Here is a 22,600-nt window from a genome sequence, read left to right as displayed (position 1 = left end):
AAGTAAGAGGAGATTTTTACTATGAAAAAGATTTTAGTTACAGGAGCCTTAGGACAAATCGGCTCCGAGTTAACAGGTATGCTCCGTCGAATTTATGGAGAAGACAAAGTTATTGCAACAGATTTAAGAGAACCAGAAGGAGATTTTGGTCCTTTCGAAGTAGTTGATGTAACGAATGGCGAACAATTATATGATGTCGCTAAAAAACATAAAGTAGACTCGGTAATGCATTTAGCAGCATTGCTTTCTGCTAAAGCAGAGGCTTTCCCAAAAATGGCTTGGGATATAAATATGGGTGGATTGTTAAATGCATTAGAGACAGCGAAAGAATTAGACTTAAAATTTTTTACACCAAGTTCTATTGGTGCGTTTGGTCCATCTACTCCTCGTGATCAAACACCACAGGATACATTGCAACGTCCGACGACGATGTATGGTGTGAATAAAGTATCTGGGGAACTATTATGTGATTATTATCATTCTCGTTTTGGTGTAGATACTCGCGGTGTCCGTTTTCCGGGATTGATTTCATATGTAGCTCCTCCAGGAGGCGGAACCACTGACTATGCGGTAGAAATTTATTACGAGGCTATCCGTAAAGGTGCTTATGAGTCGTATATTTCAAAAGGTACGTATATGGACATGATGTATATGCCAGATGCATTAAATGCTATTGTAAAATTAATGGAAGCTAATCCAAACAAATTGGTACATCGTAATGCATTCAATATCGCGGCGATTTCAGCTGCACCAGAAGATTTTGCTAAAGCAATTAAAAAGCATATGCCTGATTTTAAAATGTCTTACTCCGTTGATCCTATCCGTCAATCAATAGCGGATAGTTGGCCAAACTCCATTTCTGCTGATGCAGCAGCGGCAGAATGGGGATTTGAAGCAAAATATGATATCGATCGTATGACCACGGATATGCTAAGTAAAGTCCGTAAGAAAATCAATGTATAATAAAATGCGCTTTTTCTAGATATCGAAATAAATATGAACTACTTTTTCGAGCCGCTTCTATTCCATCTTTAACTGGAATGAAGCGGCTTTTTTCATAGTAGTGGTTTTGTCGTGGTGAATATACTATATATGAAGTGGTTAATAGACATGCTCTCTAACCCAAATAAAGGTGAGAAATCATGGAAAGTAGTCAATAGAGCAGCTCTCTAACCCCAATAAACAGGAGAAACCGAAAAAAGTAGTCAATAGAGCAGCTCTCTAACCCAAATAAAGGTGAGAAATCATGGAAAGTAGTCAATAGAGCAGCTCTCTAACCCAAATAAACGTGAGAAATCGTGGAAAGTGGTCAATAGAGCAGCTCTCAAAACCAAATAAATAGGAGAGATCGGAAAAAGTAGTCAATAGAGCGTCTTTCAATCCAAAACAGACTGGATCAGCGATCAAGGAAATTTATACTGTGCTTTATAGTTCCGACTTAGCTACAATTGATAACATCCTTCAATTCAATGCAAAAAACACCTTCGAAATAGTACTAGCGTTACGTACAAGATCGAAGGTGTTTATTATTATCGGTAACTCTATTTCAAGACAGCTTTTTATGATGCATACATTTTTTGGATACGGTCTTGTAGTTCTTTATCACGAGCATATTCATCATAAGAAATCTCTTTATCGATAATGCCTGATGGAGTAATTTCAATTAATCGATTTGCGATACTATTAATGAATTCATGGTCATGTGACGTGAAAATGATGGAACCTTTAAAACGGATTAATCCATTATTTAATGATTGAATGGACTCTAAATCTAAATGGTTCGTAGGCTCATCAAGCAATAGCACATTTGCATGTGAAAGCATCATTTTAGATAGCATGCAACGGACTTTTTCTCCACCTGATAGTACATTGGCTTTTTTCTTCGCTTCTTCACCAGAGAATAGCATACGTCCTAAGAACCCACGTAGGAACGTTTCTGTTTCATCCTCTGGAGAGTACTGACGTAACCAATCAACTAGAGGTAAGTCGCTTCCTTCAAAGTACTCCGAGTTATCTTTCGGAAAGTAGGATTGGGAAGTTGTAATACCCCATTTAAATGAACCTTCATCTGGTTCTAATTCACCAGCAAGAATCTGGAGTAGCGTCGTATTCGCAATATCATTCTTACCAATTAGCGCTACTTTATCATTCGGGTTTAACGTAAAGTTGATATTGTCTAGAACTTTTACACCGTTAATGGATTTGGTCAAGCCTTGTACCTGTAACAAGTCATTTCCAATTTCTCTTTCTGGTGTAAATGCAATATATGGGTATTTACGTGAAGATGGTTTGATATCTTCTAGTGTAATATTATCTAACATTTTTTTACGAGAAGTTGCTTGTTTTGATTTAGAAGCATTTGCACTAAATCTTGCAATAAATTCTTTAAGTTCATTCATCTTTTCTTCTTTTTTCTTATTCGCTTCTTGTGCCATTCTTGATGCGAGTTGGCTAGATTCATACCAGAAATCATAGTTCCCAACATAAATTTGTATCTTTCCATAGTCCACATCCGCGATATGCGTACATACTTTGTTTAAAAAGTGTCGGTCATGAGATACTACAATAACTGTATTCTCAAAGTTAATAAGGAATTCTTCTAACCACTGAATGGCTTGAATATCCAAACCGTTTGTCGGCTCATCCAATAGTAAGATATCTGGATTACCGAATAATGCTTGTGCGAGTAAGACCTTTACTTTTTGGTCTTCAGGAATATCTGACATCAATTTATCGTGAATGGATTCATCTATACCAAGACCTTTTAATAATACAGCTGCATCGGATTCTGCTTCCCAACCGTTCATCTCAGCAAAATCACCTTCAAGTTCAGCTGCACGTATTCCGTCTTCTTCAGAGAAATCTTCTTTCATATAAATTGCGTCTTTTTCCTGTTTTACTTTATACAGGCGCTCATGTCCCATTAGCACAGTTTCTAAAACAGGGTGTTCTTCATATGCGAAATGATCCTGTTTTAATACAGTCAATCTCTGTCCAGGTGCCATAGATACATTACCGGATTGGGGCTCTACTTCACCGGAAAGTACCTTAAGAAACGTCGATTTACCAGCTCCGTTTGCTCCAATTACTCCATAGCAATTGCCTGGAGTGAATTTTAAATTCACGTCTTCAAAAAGTTTTTTATCTCCATATCGTAAACTAACATTTGTAACGTTAATCATTATTAATTGCCTCCAGAAAAAAAGTATCAAATTCAGCTTACGTCATTTATAGCCACAATGCAAGATGGGGCTTGAGAAATAGTTGAAATGTGTATGCATTTCCAGACAAAGCTGCATAAATTAAAAGTAATATTATAAATATATGAAAAATTAACTTGTACAACTAGGTACTTTTGTATATAGTAATACAAAGAGATGCGTCCTAAGCAAAAGGGGGTAAGAGGAATGTGTGAAAGGACGGTATATTTACTATTTACAGACACGGGGAGTTATCTCTCTAGAGCGATAAATTTATATACGAAAAAACCATTAAACCATGTGTCTATAGGATTTGATAAAGATCTAAACGAATTATATAGTTTTGGAAGAAAACAACCGAATAATCCATTTATTGGTGGTTTCGTTAAGGAAGATATAAAAAACCCATTTATGCGATATTCACATTGTGAAATTTATCGTTTTCAAGTGTCTAATGAGGATTATCTTCGTATAAAAAAACATATAAAAAATATAGAAAATCAACAAAATTTATATCGCTATAATTTTATTGGCTTGTTTGGAGTAATGTTCCATATTAAAATAAATCGAAAGTCAGCATATTTCTGTTCACAATTTGTAGCAACAGTACTACAACATATCTCATCTTTTAAGTTCCAAAAGCCTCCTTATTTTACCACACCATCTGATTTACGTGAACTACAAGGTATCGAATTACTGTATGAAGGAACGTTAGATGATTACTGCGGTATACAAAAGAATATAGAAAAGCAATCATTATCTATTTTATAATATTATCTTATCAGATAAAGAACCTGTGTGGAGAATTTGAGACATCCCTTACCATTTTAAAAGGAGGGAATATAAATAATCCAAAACACAGGTTTTTTTATCCTTCACGAAAGCAGCAGTAAGCATTTAACTAGGGAAAAATGGTCCCCGATGATTAAATTCACTTATTAGTCTTCCTCATAAAATCCTCGTAATGATTCTGAGTTTAAATGCTGAATACCAAGTGTTTCATAAGGCACATTTAATTTAAGAGCAATATTATTTGCTTCTAGATCAATGTTTTCCGCAGATACTTGAAAGTTTCCTTGTATATCCATTTCCGTAATTGCTACATAGATTTCTTGTTCTTCTGGGTTAATCGTAACCCATTCTGGCATTGGTAAATATCTTCCCATATATTCCATTATTTTCTTGTTTGGTAGCTCTAATAACCCAACAGATATTGATTTTTGTTTGAGTATCAGATCTCCGTTCGGTTGGACTAGTGGTTCAAGTCTAACTGACAGTGGTACCGTTGAAGAGAATACAGGTAGCTCACCCATTAAATGTACATCTTCTTCAAGCGCAATACGATAATGATGATTGGTGCCTTCAAGTAATTTTTCTATATATGCATTTACTAAATTATTTAAATTTTGCTTTGTCGTACGAATAATAAATTCCGAACTTTCCTGTTCATCGATATCATCGGATGAAGGGTACTCATTATTTGATACAGGCCAAAAGATGAGGGAAAGAACGATAATTATCAAAAGCATATTTAAGGCAAGTAGCCCTAGGAAAAGTTTTTTCCACTTGTTTTTCATTTTTAGTCTTTTTAATCGTTCTCTCATTATGTTCATCCTTATCTAATCGACATATAATTTAATACTCGTTCTGCAATTCTATAATACCCTTCGTAGTTCGGGTGAAAATTGTCGTCGGCATATAGGTTAATATTATTTGTATCATTAAATAAATCTTCAATAGGTATGAAGGTACTGTTTTCATATTCATCTGTTATACTGACGCCAGTATCGTTCCAGTCGCTAACGATCATATCAAGTTCTTGGATGTTTTCGAAATAATTTTTAAAAGGATTATAAATTCCTACTAAATAGATATAAGAATCGGGATTAATTTCCCGAATCTCAGTGAAAATGTCTTGTAGCCTTTGCTCATAATGAACTTGTTCTACTTGAAAGTCATTAATATCTAAGTTTGTGATATTTTCCTTAACCACTTGCATAATATCATTTGCACCAATAGTTACTAAAACAATATCTGACTTTTGTATGGAGTCAATCAAATCTTGTTCATTTCGTAATCGTTGGAGAAGTTGATCTGTACGGTTACCTCGTTTTCCAAAGTTGTTAAATTCAGCACTATATCCAGTACTATTTATTGTTCTGTCAAGTATTCCAACATAACCACCTTGTTCGGTTTCATCACCAACGCCTTGTGTTAGTGAATCGCCGACGGCAACGATTTGTGTTTCATTTGTAGATAAAAAGTCCATTGTACCCTGTACGGCATCATTGATAACTTTGGGAAAGGAGCGTGTAGATGCTTCCTCAGCTTCTACATTCCCATTAGCTGTTTCGTCATTGGAGTGGTCTTGTTGATTATTTGATTTATTTTGATCTACTTGTTTTTGTAGTGCTGTTTCTTTTTCTTTTTGGTCGGAAGAAAGATCCTTAAATGGATCCTGAGATTGATAGATAAATCCAATTGTCATAAGAAGTACCAATGCGATCAATCCGCTAAAAATAAAAATCTTCTTCTTTTTTTTCATGTAATCACACCTATGCAGTTCTTTTCTTATATATTATGAATGAGTAAATGGATTTGTCTATTTAGAAGGCTGATGTAGATGGATTATTATAATAACAGTTTAATCCATTTATTAATAACCTAAACCAATATTTTATAGTAATAAAAATGCAAGCTCTCGTTTAGCAACAAATCGAGTTCGCCCCTATTTTTAAAGGGATGGTTCGCTAATGTCAGGCTTGCTCCTTTAAGATAATGGAATCAAGGTAAGGTGACGAACCAATGATAACTCACCTCAGGTATAAGTGCGCTTAATATTCATAAAAACGTAAGGTAAGTCATCTTTTTTACCTATGATTATAAGTGCGACTAGCCTCATAGAAAACATTCGTAAGTCTGCTATATCCTATGGCGTTTCGTGAAGTCTTCTAATTGTAATGTATGGAGACTAAGCCAAATATAGCTTTGTTGTCTGTGAAAGATTGGAAATCCAAGTTATTTTCAAAAAAAATAGCCTTCATTATGGAAGGCTACTTTATTTATATATATTTTATTACCCAAATAAAATGAAATGTAAACTCATTTTGTTTGTTATTATATCTTAATTGGTTGTCTTGACTCTTCACCATTACGAAGTTGTAGTGCGATTTTTGCTGGAGATTGATTGGTTATTACAATAGCATCTTTTAATGCAGTGGACTGTCTATCCGATGCAAATACAATGGTATCTGTCGGTACTTCTCCCTCGATAGATTGGACTGTCTCATCAAACCAGATAGCATCAACCTCTGTATTTAGATCACGTAACGATGTCACTGGTACTACTTCATACCCTAGCGTTTCAAGTGGTGCTAGTTGATCTTGGTCTATTTGAAGTGTAGCTATTACTTTTTTTCTCACTCCATTGCTTCGATCGAATGGAGAGTGAAGTAACCATTGTACTGCAATTTCTTCTTGGGTCGGTTTATTTGTATGTGATTTACCAGTAGCTTTCTCAATTGCTTGGTCAAGATCAGCGATAATATCATCGATGGACTCCAGACCTACGGATAATCGTACTAATTCTTCAGTTACGCCACTTAATGCTAAGTCATCTTCGTTTAATTGTTGATGCGTGGTAGATGCCGGATGAATAATAAGGGATTTTGCATCTCCTACATTTGCAACATGTGACCACAATGAAACATTATCTATTAATGTTCGTCCCGCTTCTCGACCACCAGATATTCCAAAAGTGATAATAGATCCGAAGCTTTGTTTCAAATATTTACCTGCCAGTTCATGAGATGGATGCTCTTCTAATCCTGGATAGTTCACCCATTCGACAGCAGGATGTGCTTGTAAATATTTCGCTAATTGCAATGCATTATCGGTATGTTGTTTAATGCGTAAGTGTAATGTCTCCAATCCTTGCAATAGCAGAAAAGCATTTTGTGGGCTTAGTGAAGCTCCAATATCACGTAATAATTGCACTCTAAGTTTTGTAATGTATGCTGCTGCCCCAAGGTCAACGTATTTTAATCCATTATAACTTTCATCAGGTTCTGCAAAGTCTTGGAAACGATCGTTATTCCAATCAAATCGACCACTATCAACCACGACACCACCAATGGTTGTTCCATGTCCTCCAATCCATTTTGTTGCAGAGTGAACAACAATATCTGCACCCCAAGTTAATGGCTTTGTTACATAAGGTGTAGCAAAGGTATTATCAATAATTAACGGTACACCATGCTTATGTGCTACTTCAGAAACTTTTTCGATATCAAATACATAGAGGCTAGGATTCGTAATAATTTCACCGAAAACTGCTTTCGTCTTATCCGTAATAGCATCATCAATCGCTTGAGGATCTGTTCCATCCACAAACTTCACATTAATTCCGTAACGAGGGAGGGTGTTAGCAAATAGATTGAACGTACCACCGTATAAGTTGCTGTCAGCAACAATTTCATCTCCAGAACCAGCAATATTAAGAATCGCTAACGTAATTGCCGCCATACCAGAAGAGGTAGCAACTGCACCAATACCATCTTCAAGCTGAGTGATTCGCTGTTCAAAAGCATCTACAGTTGGATTCATAATTCGTGAATAAATATTTCCCGGTTCTGCTAAACCAAATAAATTTTGTGCATGTTCGGTATCTCGGAACACATAGGACGTAGTTTGATAAATTGGAACTGCACGTGAACCAGTTGATGGGTCTGGTTCCTGTCCTCCATGAAGTAAGATTGTTTCTGCTTGCAAAGATTGAAATTTAGACATCGTGTTTCCTCCTTGAATTTATTATTTTTAAAGTAATAAGAGAAGGATTAAAAAAAGCCCCCTTCATAAGAAGAGGACTTTGTCTGTTTAAAACCGAACCTCCTCTTATCTTCCAGACGATGAAGTCTGTAGGATTTAGCACCTTTCAATAGCAATTGCTACAGGTTGCCGGGCTTCGCAGGGCCTATTCCCTCCACCACTCTTGATAAGAGATTTGCTTATTAAATTGTTAAAAGTATATCTTGTTTACTTGTTGATTGTCAACAGTAAATTTAAAATTATTTAAAAATTCATGTATTGAATGCTTTTTTTCGTCGTGATTGTTTATATATGCTATAGATATAGATTGCTAGTGCTAACCATATAAATAAGAATGTAATCATATGGTGGGTCGTGAATGATTCCTCATATAAAAATACGCCGAGCAAGAACATCACAGTTGGTGCAACATACTGCAGGAACCCAACGGAAGCTAGTGGTATTCTTCTTGCGCCTGCAGCAAAAAGAAGTAGAGGAATAGCAGTCACAATTCCACCACCTATTAAGAACAGGTTTTCCATAGTCATTAAAGGATTTAATGAGAACCCTTGAGCTTGAGGAGCTATAAATATGTATATTATTGCAAGTGGTGTCATGACGAGTGTTTCTAATGTGAGCCCAAACATTGCACTGAGATCCAGGGTTTTCTTTAGGAAACCATAAATAGCGAAAGTAGTGGCTAATAATATAGATATCCATGGGAATATTCCATACCCGATTGTGAGATAAATAACTGCTACTCCAGCAAGAATGAATGAAAATATCTGTGCCTTGGTTGATGGTTCCTTTAAAATGATTAATCCTAATAATATACTTAAAATGGGATTTATATAGTAACCCAAACTAGCTTGCAGTACGTGCCCGCCGTTTACGGCAAATATAAATAAAAACCAATTGAGTGTAATAACAATCGATGCTGAAGTTATGGCAATAATTTTTTTGCGATCTTGTTTTATATGCCTTATTGTATGTACAAAATTCCGCCATTTACCTGACAGCATAACAAGCAAAATCATGAATACAAAACTCCAAATAATGCGATGTGCAAGTATCGTACCTGCTTCGATCGTGTTAATTTGTTTCCAATAAATTGGCAAGAAGCCCCAAAGTAAATAAGCACTAAATGTAAGAATCATACCTTGTTGGATTGATTTATTCCCCATAATTTTCCTTCTTTCTATAAATGCATTCTAGTTTCATATAATAATAGTCGGATTTTTGAAAGGAATCAATTATTTGAATTTATATTAAAGAAAACGCTTTCATAAATGTTGTAAATACTTTATTATTGAATTGATATGTTTATCTAAATGAGTAATTGTCCTAGGAAATATTTAACTATATGAGTCAATTTCATATCTGCTAAATTCAGTATAAAAAGCGAATGTTTTAGATATTTTTATATTTAATGTTCGGATTAAAGCAATAATTTGGCTTTGATTGTAATGAAAGACGGCGACTCCTGCAGGTACCGCGCGAGCTGAAGATCCACTTGAAAAGTGTTCTTCTTTTCAGTTAGCTAAAAACCGGTGCCTGCGGAAAGCGCCGTCTGCAATGAAAATCAAATAACGCAATATACGGATTTTACACCAATTATATTAATTATGAAATTTATTCATATAAGTAGTAATACATTAAAAGAACATAAATATCAGGGGTTAGGTGTTACGATCGATCAGTTAGGCTAGAAAGAAACAACCTATTCTATATAAGAGGGGGATTTTAATGAAATATAAACATATGGAGACTTCAGTTATTCATGAAGGATACGACTCAACACAGATGCTTGGGAGCTTGACTCCTCCAATATTTCAAACGTCAACATACACCTTTGACTCGGCAGAACAAGGGGAAGCACGATTTGCCGCAGAGGAAGAAGGATATATCTATTCTCGTTTAGGTAATCCAACTGTGCGCATTTTAGAAGAGAAAATTGCAGCATTAGAAGGCGGAGAGCGAGGGTTAGCTTTTTCATCTGGAATGGCGGCGGTATCTGCTATTTTATTTGCATTAACAAAAGCTAATGATCATATTATTTGCTCTTCAGGATTATATGGTTGTACTTATGGATTGTTATCAATGATGAAAGAAAAATATAATATTAAAACGGATTATTCCAATATGTCATCCGAACAGGAATTGGAAAATCAGATAACGAAAGAAACAGTATTAATCTATGTGGAAACACCGATTAATCCTACCATGCAAGTAATTGATTTAGAATTAGTTGTGAAAGTAGCTAAGAAGCATCAACTTTTAGTAGTGGTAGATAATACTTTTTCCTCACCTTACTTGCAACGTCCTTTAGAGATAGGATGTGATTTTGTTATTCATAGTGCAACGAAGTATATTAGTGGACATGGTGATGTGATTGCAGGACTTGCGGTTGGAAAAAAAGATATCATGGATACCATTGCTTTAACTACGCAAAAAGATATTGGCGGAGTTTTGTCTCCTTTTGATGCTTGGTTATTGATTCGAGGATTAAAAACATTACCATTGCGAATGGATAGACATAGTAGTAACGCAGAAAAAATAGTTCAACAACTAAAGTTACACAAAGCGGTTAAAAATGTCTATTATCCTGGAGACCCTGATTTTTCTAATGTTGCTATCACCAATAAGCAAATGAAACTCGCAGGAGGCGTACTTGCTTTTGAAATCAATGGTGGAAAGAAAGAAGCGCAAAAAGTGTTAAATCAATTACACTTTATCAAAATTGCTGTTAGCTTAGGGGATGCAGAATCATTAATGGAACATCCAGCTTCCATGACACATGCTGTAATTCCTGTTGAAGAACGAGAGAAAATGGGCATAACGGAATCTTTATTAAGACTTTCAGTGGGAATTGAAGCATGGGAGGATATTTGGGAAGATATCCAACAAGCACTTGATAACATCTAAATTAATTATAAAAATAAACGAAGTATTCTACAGCTCAATGTTTGTAGATACTTCTTTTTTATTCGTATTAATTCGGGTACACTATTTAAGATAGAAATGGGTATTATCTAGAAATGCATTTCTGTGCTATTATTATAAAGTGTAATGTTTCTTCAGTTAGGGGGCAATGACTATGGGAATAACCTCTTTGTTATTAGGACTAACATTTGTTTTAAATATTGCTTTAGCTATTTCAATTATTTTTCTTGAACGTAAAGATCCAACGTCCTCTTGGGCATGGGTAATGGTCCTTTTATTTATACCCATACTTGGATTCTTTCTTTATTTAATATTTGGCAAACCAATCAGTAATAGAAAGATTTTTTCTTGGGATAAGAAGAGCCGTTTGGGAGTAAAGACAACAGTTCAATCTCAATTGAGACTCTTAGAAGAAAATCAATTTGAATTTAATCAACCAGACCTTATCGAGCATAAGGATCTTGTATATTTACATTTGAAAAATGATGAAGCAATTTATACACAGAATAATGGTGTTGATATTTTTACAGATGGTCAAACGAAATTTGATGCTTTGCTAGAAGATATAGAAAAAGCGAAAAAACATATACATATTCAGTACTATATTATGCGCAGTGATGGCTTAGGAAATAGGCTTGCAGACATGCTAATAAAAAAAGTAAATGAAGGTGTAGAAGTTAGAGTTTTATATGATGATATGGGATCAAGATCGTTAAAAAACAGTTATATAAAACGTTTAAAAAGAGCAGGAGTGATGGTCGAGGCATTCTTCCCATCTCGATTCATAGTCAATTTCAAGATTAATTATCGAAATCACCGTAAGCTAGCGATTATTGATGGATATATTGGATATTTAGGTGGTTTTAATGTAGGCGATGAATATTTAGGGATTAATAAAAAGTTTGGATATTGGAGAGACACCCATCTTCGTGTGATTGGAGATGCGGTACAAAGTATGCAAACACGTTTTATCCTAGATTGGAACCAAGCATCGAGGGATACTATTTTATATAATGAAGATTATTATCAAACAGTATCTGCTGGAAATGTCGGTATGCAAATTGTTACTAGTGGTCCTGATTCAGAATATGAACAAATCAAGAATGGTTATATAAAGATGATCATGGAGGCAAACGATTATATTTGTATCCAAACTCCTTATTTTATTCCGGATGAAAGTTTAAGGGATGCATTAAAAATTGCAGTATTATCTGGGGTACATGTTAAAATTATGATACCGAACAAACCTGATCATCCATTTGTATATTGGGCAACATTATCGTATTGTGGCGATTTAATTCAAGCTGGTGCTGAAATATTTATTTATCAGAATGGATTTTTACATGCTAAAACAATCATTGTGGATGGTAGGATAGCTTCAGTTGGAACAGCTAATATTGATGTACGTAGTTTCCGACTTAATTTCGAAGTAAATGGCTTCTTGTATGATTCTGAAGTAGTGAATCGGCTTCAAAATGAGTTCGACGCAGATTTGGAGAAATCTACGCAAATGACAAGGAAACTTTATGATCAAAGATCGATAGGAATCCGTTTTAAAGAATCTATATCCAGGTTGATTTCACCTGTTTTATAAATTATAGAGAATAGAATCATGTATACAACATAATGAAAAAGCATAATAGGAGTGAATTTGAATGGAAGCAAAACCTTGTTCTGCATCACTAGCAATAAAGACGACACATGTACTTCCACCGGATACGAATCCTTATAACACATTATTTGGTGGAAAACTAATGGCACATTTAGATGATATAGCAGGCATTGCCGCTGTGAAGCATGCTAATAACCCCGTTGTGACTGCATCTACAGATTCAGTCGACTTTTTAGCACCGGTACGAGTTGGACAATATATTTCAATTGAAGCATTTGTAACATGGACACATAATACTTCTATGGAAGTATTTATTCGTGCAATTACAGAAGATATTAAAACAGGAGATAGAAAAGCTTGTACGACTGCTTTTATGACATTTGTCGCGATTGATGAAAATGGCAAACCGATCTCGGTTCCTCCTGTATATCCAGAAAATGAAGATGAAAAGATGCTGCATGAAAGTGCACCTTTACGAGCAAATCGTCGTGAAGAGAGAAGACTTAATTCAAAAAAACTTGCAGAAACATTTGGGACAACCTACCGTACAGAGAAATAAAATAGTAGATAATAATAAACGGATGCAGACTTCTCATCGAAGCTTGCATCCGTTTTAATGTTGTTCTACCTCTTCAGCTGAGATATACTCGTCAGCCCATTTCTGGATTTCTTGAATGACAGGTTCTAAACTTTTACCTTTAGGAGATAGTGAATATTCAATGCGAACAGGAAATTCGGAATAAATATTACGCTCAACGATTCCTTGTTTTTCAAGTAGTTTTAAACGATCAGAAAGTAGTCTTCCACTAATTGGTAAATCGGCTTCCATTTCGGAAAAACGCTTTGCACCTTTTAATAACTCGAACAAGATTAACCCAACCCACCTTGTGCTTAATAACCCCATTGCTTTTTCAAAACGCGGACAAAGCTGCTGATCCATCGTGTTCACCTCAATTCAAGTATGTTCTAAACATTAATTACAAAAAGTAATCATTGAATCAAGAATAACATAATCAATTATGATAGTAAATGTGACGTTATCTCGTATAGGAATATAAATTTTGGCAATTTTCCGTTGAATATGAAATAATAGAAAGGATGAAAGATTATAGATCATTTTGTGGAGGTTAGACAATGACTAGTAAACATACACAGGAAAAATATGCGGAATTAACACTTAAAAAAGGAGTTAATTTACAAAAGGGTCAAGCAGTAATGATTAATGCTCCTATAGAAGGAGCTGATTTTACTCGAATTGTTGCTCGTAAAGCATACGAATTAGGTGCTAAAGATGTACATATTAATTGGATGGATGATGAGTTAACTTTATTAAAGTATCAATACGCACCGGACGAAGTCATCGAACACTATCCAGATTGGAAAGTGAAATTACATGATTCGTTTGCAGAAGATGGTGCTGCAGTAGTAAATATTCGTGCTACTGACCCGGATTTACTAAAAGACATAGATCCATCTAAAGTCGCTAAAGCAAATAAAGCTGCTGCGCAAGCAATGGTAAACTTTCGAAAGTATACGATGAATGATAAGATTCCTTGGACGATTATTTCAATTCCATCGAAAGCATGGGCAAAGAAAATTTTCCCAAACAAATCAGAAGCAGAAGCAGTGGAAAGTTTATGGGAGGCAATCTTAAAAATTGTACGAGTAGACCAAGAAGATCCTGTTGCAGCTTGGGATCAACATAATGAAACATTAAAGACAGCTCGAGAAGTTTTAAATGATAAAGACTACAAAAAATTAATTTTTAAAGCTCCAGGCACAGATCTAGAGATGGAGCTACCGGATGGTCATATATGGAAAGGTGGATCTGCTGAAGCGGAATCAGGGATCAGTTTTAATCCAAATATGCCTACGGAAGAAGTGTTCTCTTTACCGCATAAGTATGGTGTAAATGGAACTGTCTCAAGTACGAAGCCATTAAATTATGGTGGAAGTTTAATCGATAATTTCACATTGACGTTTAAAGATGGAAAAGTTGTTGATTACAAAGCAGAGCAAGGAGAAGCTGTCTTAAAACATTTATTAGACTCGGATGAAGGAGCAGTTCGTTTAGGAGAAATAGCGTTAGTGCCACATGAGTCTCCAGTATCCCAGTCAGGATTAATTTTCTATAATACTTTATTTGATGAGAATGCGTCTTGCCATATTGCACTGGGTAAAGCATATCCAACGAACCTAAAAGGCGGTTCTGCAATGGATCTAGATGAACTAGATAAACATGGTGTAAACGATAGTCTTATCCATGTAGACTTTATGATAGGTTCGGAGCAGATGGATATTGATGGTGTGAAAGCAGATGGTACAACAGAGCCGGTGTTTAGAAATGGAACATGGGCACTTAATATTAAAGGATAACGAAGCTAATAATCGCTGTCTGCAATGCAAATCAAGCAGCTGTAGATTCAGTAATGGATGCAAGTTAAAATAAATAGGCGGCTTCCTTGGGTGATGACCCGAAGAAGTCGCCTATCTTTTATTCTGATAACTATTTACCTCATGTAGATTAATTTAAGGGAAATCACACTTGAAACAAGTCATTTTTAACGAGTGCAGCTTTGATTTTCGTATAACTCAATTCTTCAGGTAGTGCCTCTCTAATAGGTTTTAACTTAGATTCTCCTATTTTCTCATACGTTGAAAGTATGAGTTGCTCTTCCTTATCAGAAAGGAAAAAACTCCATGATAAGGGATGACCTTCTTTACCTGCTTTAAATAAATGTGTCTCTACCGTCATTTCTGATAGTTCACGAATAGATGCAATTTCAGGAATCGTTTTACCACTGTAAAATAATTGGTGGCTGATAATATGAGATGGGCGATCATCTTTTGATATTTGTTCAGTTCTCTTCGTACGGTTAATAGGAATTGGTTGCTTTATAGTAGGATTCTTTTCTTTCCAGTCAGTAATAATTTCTAAGAAACCCTCACCATATTGATCCCACTTTTTCTCTCCAACCCCTTTTATAGCTAACATGTCTTCTTTAGTATCAGGAAAATATCTTGCCATATCTTTTAAAGAGGTATCGGAGAATAATACATATGGTGGTAGTTCGAGTTCTTGGGCAAGTTCCTTCCGTTTACTACGTAATAGCTCAAATAATGATGTGTTATAATCGACAGTTTCACTAGTAGGGATGGGACTGGAGAACATGGTAACCTTACGTGTTCCTTTCAGCACCTCAACAGAGTTTTTGTTTAGTTTTAATAAAGGGAATTTCCCTTCCTCTATGGATAAAAGGTTCTCCGCGATTAAAAAGTGAATTTGTTCCGTTATTTGTTTTTCTGTATATTTAGCCATAATTCCATAAGTACTAAGTTTTTGAAGCCGAAATCCCATGATTTTTTTGTCTTTAGATCCTTTCAATACTTTCGAAGTGATACTAACTCCGAATCGTTCTTCTAACCGTTTTACACACGAAAGAATCATCTGTGCTTCTTCTGTTATATTGAGTTTTTCTTTCCTCTCCGTACAATTACTACAACGATCACAAGTATGTGATGCATTATCTTGCTCAGACTGGAAATAATCTAAAATATACCGGTTTAAGCAACTATGTGTATGACAATAATTCGTCATGGACTGTAGCTTCTTATATTCCTTTTGTTGTGCTTCTTCTTCCATATCGGATTGTTCTATTAAAAATTTTTGTAATTGTACATCCTGTGGAGAATAAAGCAAAATACAATCACTTGATTCTCCATCTCTACCAGCCCTACCAGCTTCTTGGTAATAAGATTCTATGTTCATTGGCATAGCGTAGTGGATGACATAACGTACATTAGATTTATCGATACCCATACCAAATGCATTTGTCGCAACCATTATCGTAGTCTTATCATGAATAAATGACATCTGTTCTTCTTGTCGTTCTTGTTCGGATAATCCAGCATGGTACTTGGATACACTATAACCTGCTTTTTGTAATAATTCATAGATACTATCTACTTGTTTGCGGGTAGCCGCATATATAATTCCGGATTCATCCTGGTGTTCTTTCAAATAGGAACGAATATAATCTTGTTTATTTTTTCCTTTAATTAGATGGAAGGATAGATTTTTTCGTTCGAATCCTGTATGTACAGTATGTTCATCGGATATATGCAAAAGCTGTTGGATATCACGAATAACTTCCTTTGTTGCCGTAGCAGTTAATGCCATCAACACAGGTATATGTGGCAAACGTGTGATATTTGGAATAATGGAACGATAACTAGGTCTAAAATCATGTCCCCATTGGGATATACAATGTGCTTCATCAAATGCAATTAATGAAAGATACGTTCGTTTAATTGCTTGTATAAAAAAGTCAGATTCAAATCTTTCCGGAGCAACATAAACAAAATCATATTTGCCTGACTGCATACCGTATAGGCGTTTGTTTTGTTCTTGGGTGGTTATCGAACTATTGATGTAAGTTGCAGAAATTCCTAGAGCTTCTAAAGCATCCACTTGATCTTTCATTAGGGAGATAAGTGGAGATATGATGATGGAAGTACCATTCATTGATAATCCTGGTATTTGATAACATATTGATTTCCCACCACCGGTTGGCATGATTGCTAAAGTGTTTTGATGCTTTATCGTGGAGGAAATTGCTGCTTCTTGACCAGGGCGAAATTGTTGATAGCCGAAATATTTTTCTAATAGTTGCACTTGTTCTTGCATGTGTTCCGACTCCTTTATTAAAAAGTATAGCTATCTTCCTATCGTAGAACTTGTAAGGAAGAAAGTAAAGTTTCTATAATTAGAAAGAATGTCAATATATAAGGCTGTTTAATCGCAATTTACAGTATCTAAATAATTCACCCACGCTAAATTTATTTACATATCACCCTGACATATATAAAATGTTTTTATATCAAAAAAAGAAAAAGGAGGGTAATGTATGGTTCCTTCTCTATTATTTGAAATAATGTTAATCGGAGTGCTTGGAGTGGCATCTCAATGGATTGCATGGCGCTTTCGATTACCAGCCATCGTCGTAATGTCGGTTACAGGGTTAGCAATCGGTCCTGTCTTTGGAGTTATTAATCCAGAAGAGGATTTCGGGGCACTTTATAGTCCATTTATCTCAGCGGCAGTAGCAATTATACTATTTGAAGGTAGTTTGAATTTAAGCTTTAAGGAGTTACGTGGAATAGGAAGGCCTGTATTTCGGATATCAACGATTGGAGCCTTTATTGCATGGATATTAGGGTCGTTAACGGCTCATTATATAGCTGGACTATCTTGGGCAGTAGCGTTTGTTATTGGTGGTTTATTTGTTGTTACAGGTCCAACTGTAATAATGCCACTACTTCGTCAAGCCAAATTGAAGGCTCGTCCTGCCAAAATTTTAAAATGGGAAGGGATTATTGTAGACCCGATTGGAGCACTTCTAGCGGTGTTTGCATTTGAAATTATCACCTTTTTAACGGCATCAAATCCAGATGCAATGCAATTAATACTATTTTTCGCAGCTTCGTTGTTTGCAGTATTCATCGGCTATGTTCTTGGTAAAGGACTTGGTTGGATGTTTGAAATGGGACATATACCTGAATTTTTAAAGTCCCCAGCCATTGTAGTTGTCGTTCTATTATGTTTTACACTTGCAGATGAAGTAATGCATGAAACAGGACTACTATCGGTAACAGCAATGGGTATTACCCTAGCTAATATGGGAATAAGTTCTATTTCTGATATGCGTCATTTTAAAGAGAATATTTCAGTATTGCTTATTTCCACAATATTTATAATGTTAACTGCTTCTTTAGATAGAGAAACGATCATGCAAATATTTAGCCCAAATATTATTTTATATGTGCTTCTTATGATGTTTGCAGTTCGTCCATTGTCTATATTCTTATCGACAATTGGAACTGGCCTAAGCTTAAATGAAAAGACATTACTTGGTTGGATTGCACCACGTGGAATTGTTGCATTAACGGTTTCAGGTTATTTCGCAAATGTGTTAAGTGACGCAGGATATGAGGATGCTTCTATTTTAACAGCTCTTACATTTGCGCTTGTTATATTTACCGTAGTGGCACATGGATTTTCTATTGGTTGGTTATCAAAGAAATTGGGATTGTCTAACGAAGGTAATCCAGGAGCATTAATAGTTGGCAGTAATCCATTTACTATTGAACTTGCCAAATCACTAGGAGAAGCAAAATACCCAGCAATCATTGTAAGTTCTTCATGGGAAGATCTAGCATTAGCTCGAAATGCCGGATTGCATGTTTATCACGGTAGTATGCTATCAGAACAAACAGAGCAACATCTTGATACGATACCTTATGAGTATTTACTAACCGTAACACATGATCATGCCTATAATTCTCTTATCTGTACAACGTTTATGCCGGAGTATGGAAGGACAAATGTATTTAAAGTCAGTCCTTATACGAACTTTGAAGATGGTTACTCTACTGGAGTAGTTTCAAAAGTAGGCGGACGTATTTTATTTGATAAAAAGTTCTCCTTGGAAGAACTCGTCGAAAAAGTAGAGGATGGATTTACGATAAGACAGACGACATTGAGTGAAAAATTTACGTTTGATCATTATAAGGAAAAGAAAGATCCAGAAACGGTATTCTTATTTTTAATCAAGCCTTCTGGACAGCTTAAATTCTTCTCTGAAGAAATGCGTACTATTCCAGTGTCAGGAGATGTGATCGTTAGCTTAACAAAGCCGAATAATGAGTAATTAAAAACTCCTTGGAAAACCAGTATTTGGTCATTCCAAGGAGTTTTACATTATTCTATATTTGAGTCGTAACTCCATTCATATTAATTAGTAGGAAGTTCATCCAGTTGACGATTAACCTCAGCAATTTCCCCTTCTAAACGGATTAATTGTCCTTCTGCTGAGGATACTCTTCCTTTAACATACTCTAACTTATCCAAATCACTTTGAATGCGTACATAGTCGGATTTTAATTCATCTAGCTTTGCCTCAAGTTCTTGACGAGTTTTCAAAAGAACATCTCCTTTCTAAATAAGTGCATCTTCTTTATCTTTTTTGGATTTTACATAAGTTTGATAAAAGTGAATAGCTATAGTTCTAATTATCGCATAAATTGGTACAGCAAACAGTATACCAATAAAGCCTGCAATACTTCCAGCTGCTAATATAACAGTTATAACAGTAAGTGGATGTAAATTTAATACTTGCCCCATCACATTTGGAGAGATTAATGTACTTTCAATTTGTTGAGCGACCAACATAATTATTGCTACCCAGAAAATGTTCATCGGGTCTTGGAATGCCCCAACGAGAAGAGCTGGTATTACAGCAATGTATGGTCCTAAAAATGGAATAACATTCATCAACATTCCAAATAATGCAAGGATAACTGAATATTGCAATCCTATAATTAGATAACCAATTAATAGTAAGATACCTACAGCTAAACTCACCAGTAATTGTCCTTGAATAAACGATGTTAACACTTTATCTATTTTACTAAGTAAGTTTTGAAGGTTTTTCGCTTTCTTTTCATCAAATAATTGAGTGATAAATGGAACTAATTTATTCCCATCTTTTAACATAAAGAATAAGAAAAAAGGAATAAGAATTACACCGAGTACAATGCTGACAAGCTGTCCGATAAATGCTCCCAAGAATCCAAATATATTACTTGTTGCATTTTCTAAATATGCAGGAATATCTTGTGCAAAATCATTAATAGCAGAAATTACTTGATCAGGAATACTGGAGTAATTTTGTTGCCAATAGGAGATAAAATCTTCAACCATTTTAATCATTCCTGGAACGCTTTCGATTAATCGGTTGGCTTGATCACGAGCGATTGGCCAAATGAATAGAACAAACAACGCGATCACAGAAATAATTAACAGAAACACGATAATAATGGATAGAATTTTAGGTACTTTTCGCTTCACTAAAAAGTTCATTACAGGTTTGGTAAGGTAATATAAAATCCCCGCACCAATAATCGGAAGTGCTACTGCCCCAATTAATTGCAGTAAAGGAGTGAAAATAAAACTTGTTTGTGAAATTAAAAGAATTAGCAGAAATAAGAGTATAAAGAACATTAACACTTGAAACCATCGCTTTTGCGACATAACATCACTACTTTCTTTATCGTCTATGATTAGTATTATTTTACATCTTTTTACATGGATTAGAAAGATTATTCTCTTATTATCTAGTAATTGCCTATTTTAAGTATCGCTAAACGAGAGTTATAGTATTAGTGATAAAAGTATGCTAAAATTTTGGCATATTGTTATTTGGGAGGATACGTGTGTGCAAAACTGGGAAAAAATGTTTGAAAAGTGGAATATGTTTACAGCGTTAGATGATTCTCTGAAAATAAATTTAAATAAACTAAAGAATGATAGAAGTGCGTTGGAAGATGCTTTTTATCAAGAACTATCTTTTGGTACAGCAGGCATGCGAGGGATTCTTGGAGCAGGAACAAATCGGATGAACATTTATACCATAAGAAAAGCAGTTAATGGATTGGCTGATTATTTGTTAACGAACTATAATGATGCAAAAAATAGAGGGATTGTCATTGCCTATGATTCTCGGTATATGTCTAAAGAATTTGCAATTGAATCCGCGAAGGTATTAGGATACTACGGTATACATACATATGTATTTGAATCATTGCGCCCGACTCCTTTGCTATCATTTGCAGTCCGACATCTGAATACTGTAGCAGGTATTATGATAACCGCTAGTCATAATCCGCCAGAATATAATGGATTTAAAGTTTATAATGAACATGGAGCTCAGATTGTCCCAGCTGAAGCGAAGTTAATTGTGGAATCCATACAGCAAACAAAAGACGAACTAACTGTACCGATATTAGAACAATCGCAAGTCGAAGAACAAGAGAAGTTAACCTGGTTAAATGATGAAGTAGATCAAGCTTATTTAGAAAGATTATACGAAATAACTCAACTTTCATTGGAAGATAAGCAAAGTGAAAAGGATATACAGATTGTATTTACACCATTACACGGTACTGCTCTTGATTTAGTAACAAAAGGACTTAAGCAACTTCAATTCTCTAAGATTGCAGTGGTGGAAGAACAAGCTCAACCCGATCCTGAGTTTTCAACAGTAGAATCCCCAAATCCAGAAGAACATCAAGCATTTTCTAAAGCAATTAATTTAGGAAAGCAAACAAATGCAGATATTTTATTAGGTACAGATCCAGATGCAGATCGATTAGGTGTAGCAGTGAAAAATTCAGAAGGTGAATATCAAGTGCTATCTGGAAATCAACTTGGTGTATTGTTATTTGATTATATTGTTAAACACATCGATAAGTCTAAATCTGTGAAACCTCGTATGATTAAAACAGTGGTAACGACAGAGTTAGGACGTGCGATTGCAGAAGCAAATCAAGTAGAGTCAATTGATACGTTAACGGGCTTTAAATATATTGGAGAAAAAATAAATCATTACGATACGACAGGTGAAACTTTCTTATTCGGATTTGAAGAAAGCTACGGTTATTTAATCAGTGATTTTGTACGTGATAAAGATGCTGTTCAGGCGGCCATGATGGCCACGGAAATGGCATACTATTGGAAGCAGCAAGGAAAAACATTATTTGATGCATTGGATGTATTATATGAAAAATATGGCTATTATTTAGAAGGAATGACTTCTTTAACCTTGAAAGGGCAAGAAGGTTCACAACAAATGGAGGAGATCTTAACCTCTATTAGGGAGAAACCTTTTGCTGAGATTGGTGGAATGAAGGTAATTGCTATCGAGGACTATTCTTCTTCTGTTCGTACTTTAACATTAGAGGATAAGCAGGAAACTATTATTCTGCCAAAGGAAAATATGATTAAGTATTTGTTAGAAGATGACGGTTGGGTATGTTTCCGACCATCTGGTACAGAACCGAAAATCAAATATTATTATGGTGTACGTGGAACAAACGCAGAAGATAGTGAGCAGCGTTTACTTGGGCTTAAAGAATCGTTAGAACAGCGAGTTAATCGTATTATTGATTAACAGTTGGTTTACGTAATTATATTGACAGA

18 protein-coding genes and 1 riboswitch are annotated in these 22,600 nt (G+C 35.2%); of the genes, 9 read left to right on the top strand and 9 right to left on the bottom strand.

The window, feature by feature from the left end; genetic code table 11:
• The first annotated feature begins 21 nt into the window (after positions 1-21).
• A complete protein-coding gene (locus OB_RS15570) occupies positions 22-963 on the top strand; it encodes an L-threonine 3-dehydrogenase (protein WP_011067449.1) in 942 nt (313 codons plus the stop codon).
• Between the two features lie 596 nt (positions 964-1,559).
• On the opposite strand, the gene OB_RS15565 is transcribed toward OB_RS15570, so the two are convergent.
• Positions 1,560-3,182 (bottom strand): ABC-F family ATP-binding cassette domain-containing protein, encoded by a 1,623-nt coding sequence (locus tag OB_RS15565; protein WP_011067448.1) that lies wholly within the window; start codon positions 3,180-3,182, stop codon positions 1,560-1,562.
• 225 nt (positions 3,183-3,407) lie between these two features.
• Between OB_RS15565 and OB_RS15560 the strand changes: the two genes are divergently transcribed.
• A complete protein-coding gene (locus tag OB_RS15560) occupies positions 3,408-3,971 on the top strand; it encodes a hypothetical protein (protein WP_011067447.1) in 564 nt (187 codons plus the stop codon).
• Positions 3,972-4,138: 167 nt separating this feature from the next.
• Here OB_RS15560 and OB_RS15555 read toward each other — a convergent pair whose 3' ends face one another.
• The 4 genes from OB_RS15555 to rarD all read right to left on the bottom strand — a co-directional run bounded on the left by OB_RS15555 (position 4,139) and on the right by rarD (position 9,190).
• On the bottom strand, positions 4,139-4,804 hold the full coding sequence (locus OB_RS15555) for a YpmS family protein (protein ID WP_011067446.1): 666 nt from the start codon (positions 4,802-4,804) through the stop codon (positions 4,139-4,141).
• Between the two features lie 11 nt (positions 4,805-4,815).
• Positions 4,816-5,745 carry an SGNH/GDSL hydrolase family protein gene (locus tag OB_RS15550; RefSeq protein WP_011067445.1) on the bottom strand — a complete coding sequence of 310 codons (930 nt, stop codon included), beginning with the start codon at positions 5,743-5,745 and terminating at the stop codon, positions 4,816-4,818.
• 572 nt (positions 5,746-6,317) lie between these two features.
• A complete protein-coding gene (locus tag OB_RS15545; RefSeq protein ID WP_011067444.1) occupies positions 6,318-7,988 on the bottom strand; it encodes an O-acetylhomoserine aminocarboxypropyltransferase/cysteine synthase family protein in 1,671 nt (556 codons plus the stop codon).
• A 102-nt stretch (positions 7,989-8,090) separates the two neighbouring features.
• A riboswitch (SAM riboswitch) is annotated at positions 8,091-8,200 on the bottom strand.
• A 78-nt stretch (positions 8,201-8,278) separates the two neighbouring features.
• The gene (gene rarD, locus OB_RS15540) at positions 8,279-9,190 is read right to left on the bottom strand and encodes an EamA family transporter RarD (protein ID WP_011067443.1); all 912 of its coding nucleotides are present in this window, start codon (positions 9,188-9,190) and stop codon (positions 8,279-8,281) included.
• A gap of 366 nt (positions 9,191-9,556) precedes the next feature.
• Between rarD and OB_RS18435 the strand changes: the two genes are divergently transcribed.
• The 4 genes from OB_RS18435 to OB_RS15525 all read left to right on the top strand — a co-directional run bounded on the left by OB_RS18435 (position 9,557) and on the right by OB_RS15525 (position 13,120).
• A complete protein-coding gene (locus OB_RS18435) occupies positions 9,557-9,715 on the top strand; it encodes a hypothetical protein (RefSeq protein ID WP_160162359.1) in 159 nt (52 codons plus the stop codon).
• A gap of 37 nt (positions 9,716-9,752) precedes the next feature.
• Positions 9,753-10,931 (top strand): methionine gamma-lyase, encoded by a 1,179-nt coding sequence (gene megL / locus OB_RS15535; RefSeq protein WP_011067442.1) that lies wholly within the window; start codon positions 9,753-9,755, stop codon positions 10,929-10,931.
• 172 nt (positions 10,932-11,103) lie between these two features.
• Positions 11,104-12,543, top strand: coding sequence for a cardiolipin synthase (cls, locus tag OB_RS15530; RefSeq protein ID WP_011067441.1), 1,440 nt, complete (start codon positions 11,104-11,106; stop codon positions 12,541-12,543).
• A 61-nt stretch (positions 12,544-12,604) separates the two neighbouring features.
• A complete protein-coding gene (locus OB_RS15525) occupies positions 12,605-13,120 on the top strand; it encodes an acyl-CoA thioesterase (protein ID WP_011067440.1) in 516 nt (171 codons plus the stop codon).
• Positions 13,121-13,174: 54 nt separating this feature from the next.
• Here the strand turns inward: OB_RS15525 and OB_RS15520 are convergent, their stop codons facing one another.
• Positions 13,175-13,501, bottom strand: coding sequence for a winged helix-turn-helix transcriptional regulator (locus tag OB_RS15520; RefSeq protein ID WP_011067439.1), 327 nt, complete (start codon positions 13,499-13,501; stop codon positions 13,175-13,177).
• 194 nt (positions 13,502-13,695) lie between these two features.
• Here OB_RS15520 and OB_RS15515 point away from each other — a divergent pair, with 194 nt between their 5' ends.
• Entirely contained in the window at positions 13,696-14,937 is a 1,242-nt protein-coding gene (locus tag OB_RS15515) for an aminopeptidase (RefSeq protein ID WP_011067438.1), read from the top strand.
• A gap of 163 nt (positions 14,938-15,100) precedes the next feature.
• Here OB_RS15515 and recQ read toward each other — a convergent pair whose 3' ends face one another.
• A complete protein-coding gene (recQ, locus tag OB_RS15510) occupies positions 15,101-17,248 on the bottom strand; it encodes a DNA helicase RecQ (RefSeq protein ID WP_011067437.1) in 2,148 nt (715 codons plus the stop codon).
• A gap of 220 nt (positions 17,249-17,468) precedes the next feature.
• Here recQ and OB_RS15505 point away from each other — a divergent pair, with 220 nt between their 5' ends.
• On the top strand, positions 17,469-19,271 hold the full coding sequence (locus OB_RS15505) for a cation:proton antiporter (RefSeq protein ID WP_011067436.1): 1,803 nt from the start codon (positions 17,469-17,471) through the stop codon (positions 19,269-19,271).
• Positions 19,272-19,354: 83 nt separating this feature from the next.
• Here the strand turns inward: OB_RS15505 and OB_RS15500 are convergent, their stop codons facing one another.
• Both OB_RS15500 and OB_RS15495 read right to left on the bottom strand, forming a co-directional pair.
• Positions 19,355-19,543, bottom strand: coding sequence for an SE1832 family protein (locus tag OB_RS15500; protein WP_011067435.1), 189 nt, complete (start codon positions 19,541-19,543; stop codon positions 19,355-19,357).
• 15 nt (positions 19,544-19,558) lie between these two features.
• On the bottom strand, positions 19,559-20,653 hold the full coding sequence (locus OB_RS15495; RefSeq protein WP_011067434.1) for an AI-2E family transporter: 1,095 nt from the start codon (positions 20,651-20,653) through the stop codon (positions 19,559-19,561).
• A 184-nt stretch (positions 20,654-20,837) separates the two neighbouring features.
• On the opposite strand from OB_RS15495, the gene OB_RS15490 reads away from it, so the two are divergent.
• Complete coding sequence (locus tag OB_RS15490; protein ID WP_011067433.1) at positions 20,838-22,571, top strand: phospho-sugar mutase; 1,734 nt, start codon at positions 20,838-20,840, stop codon at positions 22,569-22,571.
• The last annotated feature ends 29 nt before the right edge of the window (positions 22,572-22,600 follow it).

Origin of the sequence: Oceanobacillus iheyensis HTE831, from assembly GCF_000011245.1 — a bacterium.
In the GTDB taxonomy this organism is placed as follows: Bacteria; Bacillota; Bacilli; order Bacillales; family Amphibacillaceae; genus Oceanobacillus; species Oceanobacillus iheyensis.
Note: the sequence above shows the minus strand (reverse complement) of the source record. Positions and strands in the feature narration are given on the sequence as shown.

Coding starts and splice junctions, on each gene's coding strand:
- megL (WP_011067442.1), top strand. CDS start 9,753: ATGAAATATAAACATATGGAGACTTCAGTTATTCATGAAGGATACGAC.
- OB_RS15560 (WP_011067447.1), top strand. CDS start 3,408: ATGTGTGAAAGGACGGTATATTTACTATTTACAGACACGGGGAGTTAT.
- OB_RS15520 (WP_011067439.1), bottom strand. CDS start 13,501: ATGGATCAGCAGCTTTGTCCGCGTTTTGAAAAAGCAATGGGGTTATTA.
- OB_RS15550 (WP_011067445.1), bottom strand. CDS start 5,745: ATGAAAAAAAAGAAGAAGATTTTTATTTTTAGCGGATTGATCGCATTG.
- OB_RS15570 (WP_011067449.1), top strand. CDS start 22: ATGAAAAAGATTTTAGTTACAGGAGCCTTAGGACAAATCGGCTCCGAG.
- OB_RS15555 (WP_011067446.1), bottom strand. CDS start 4,804: ATGAGAGAACGATTAAAAAGACTAAAAATGAAAAACAAGTGGAAAAAA.
- OB_RS15565 (WP_011067448.1), bottom strand. CDS start 3,182: ATGATTAACGTTACAAATGTTAGTTTACGATATGGAGATAAAAAACTT.
- cls (WP_011067441.1), top strand. CDS start 11,104: ATGGGAATAACCTCTTTGTTATTAGGACTAACATTTGTTTTAAATATT.
- recQ (WP_011067437.1), bottom strand. CDS start 17,248: ATGCAAGAACAAGTGCAACTATTAGAAAAATATTTCGGCTATCAACAA.
- rarD (WP_011067443.1), bottom strand. CDS start 9,190: ATGGGGAATAAATCAATCCAACAAGGTATGATTCTTACATTTAGTGCT.
- OB_RS15505 (WP_011067436.1), top strand. CDS start 17,469: ATGGTTCCTTCTCTATTATTTGAAATAATGTTAATCGGAGTGCTTGGA.
- OB_RS15545 (WP_011067444.1), bottom strand. CDS start 7,988: ATGTCTAAATTTCAATCTTTGCAAGCAGAAACAATCTTACTTCATGGA.
- OB_RS15525 (WP_011067440.1), top strand. CDS start 12,605: ATGGAAGCAAAACCTTGTTCTGCATCACTAGCAATAAAGACGACACAT.
- OB_RS15495 (WP_011067434.1), bottom strand. CDS start 20,653: ATGTCGCAAAAGCGATGGTTTCAAGTGTTAATGTTCTTTATACTCTTA.
- OB_RS15515 (WP_011067438.1), top strand. CDS start 13,696: ATGACTAGTAAACATACACAGGAAAAATATGCGGAATTAACACTTAAA.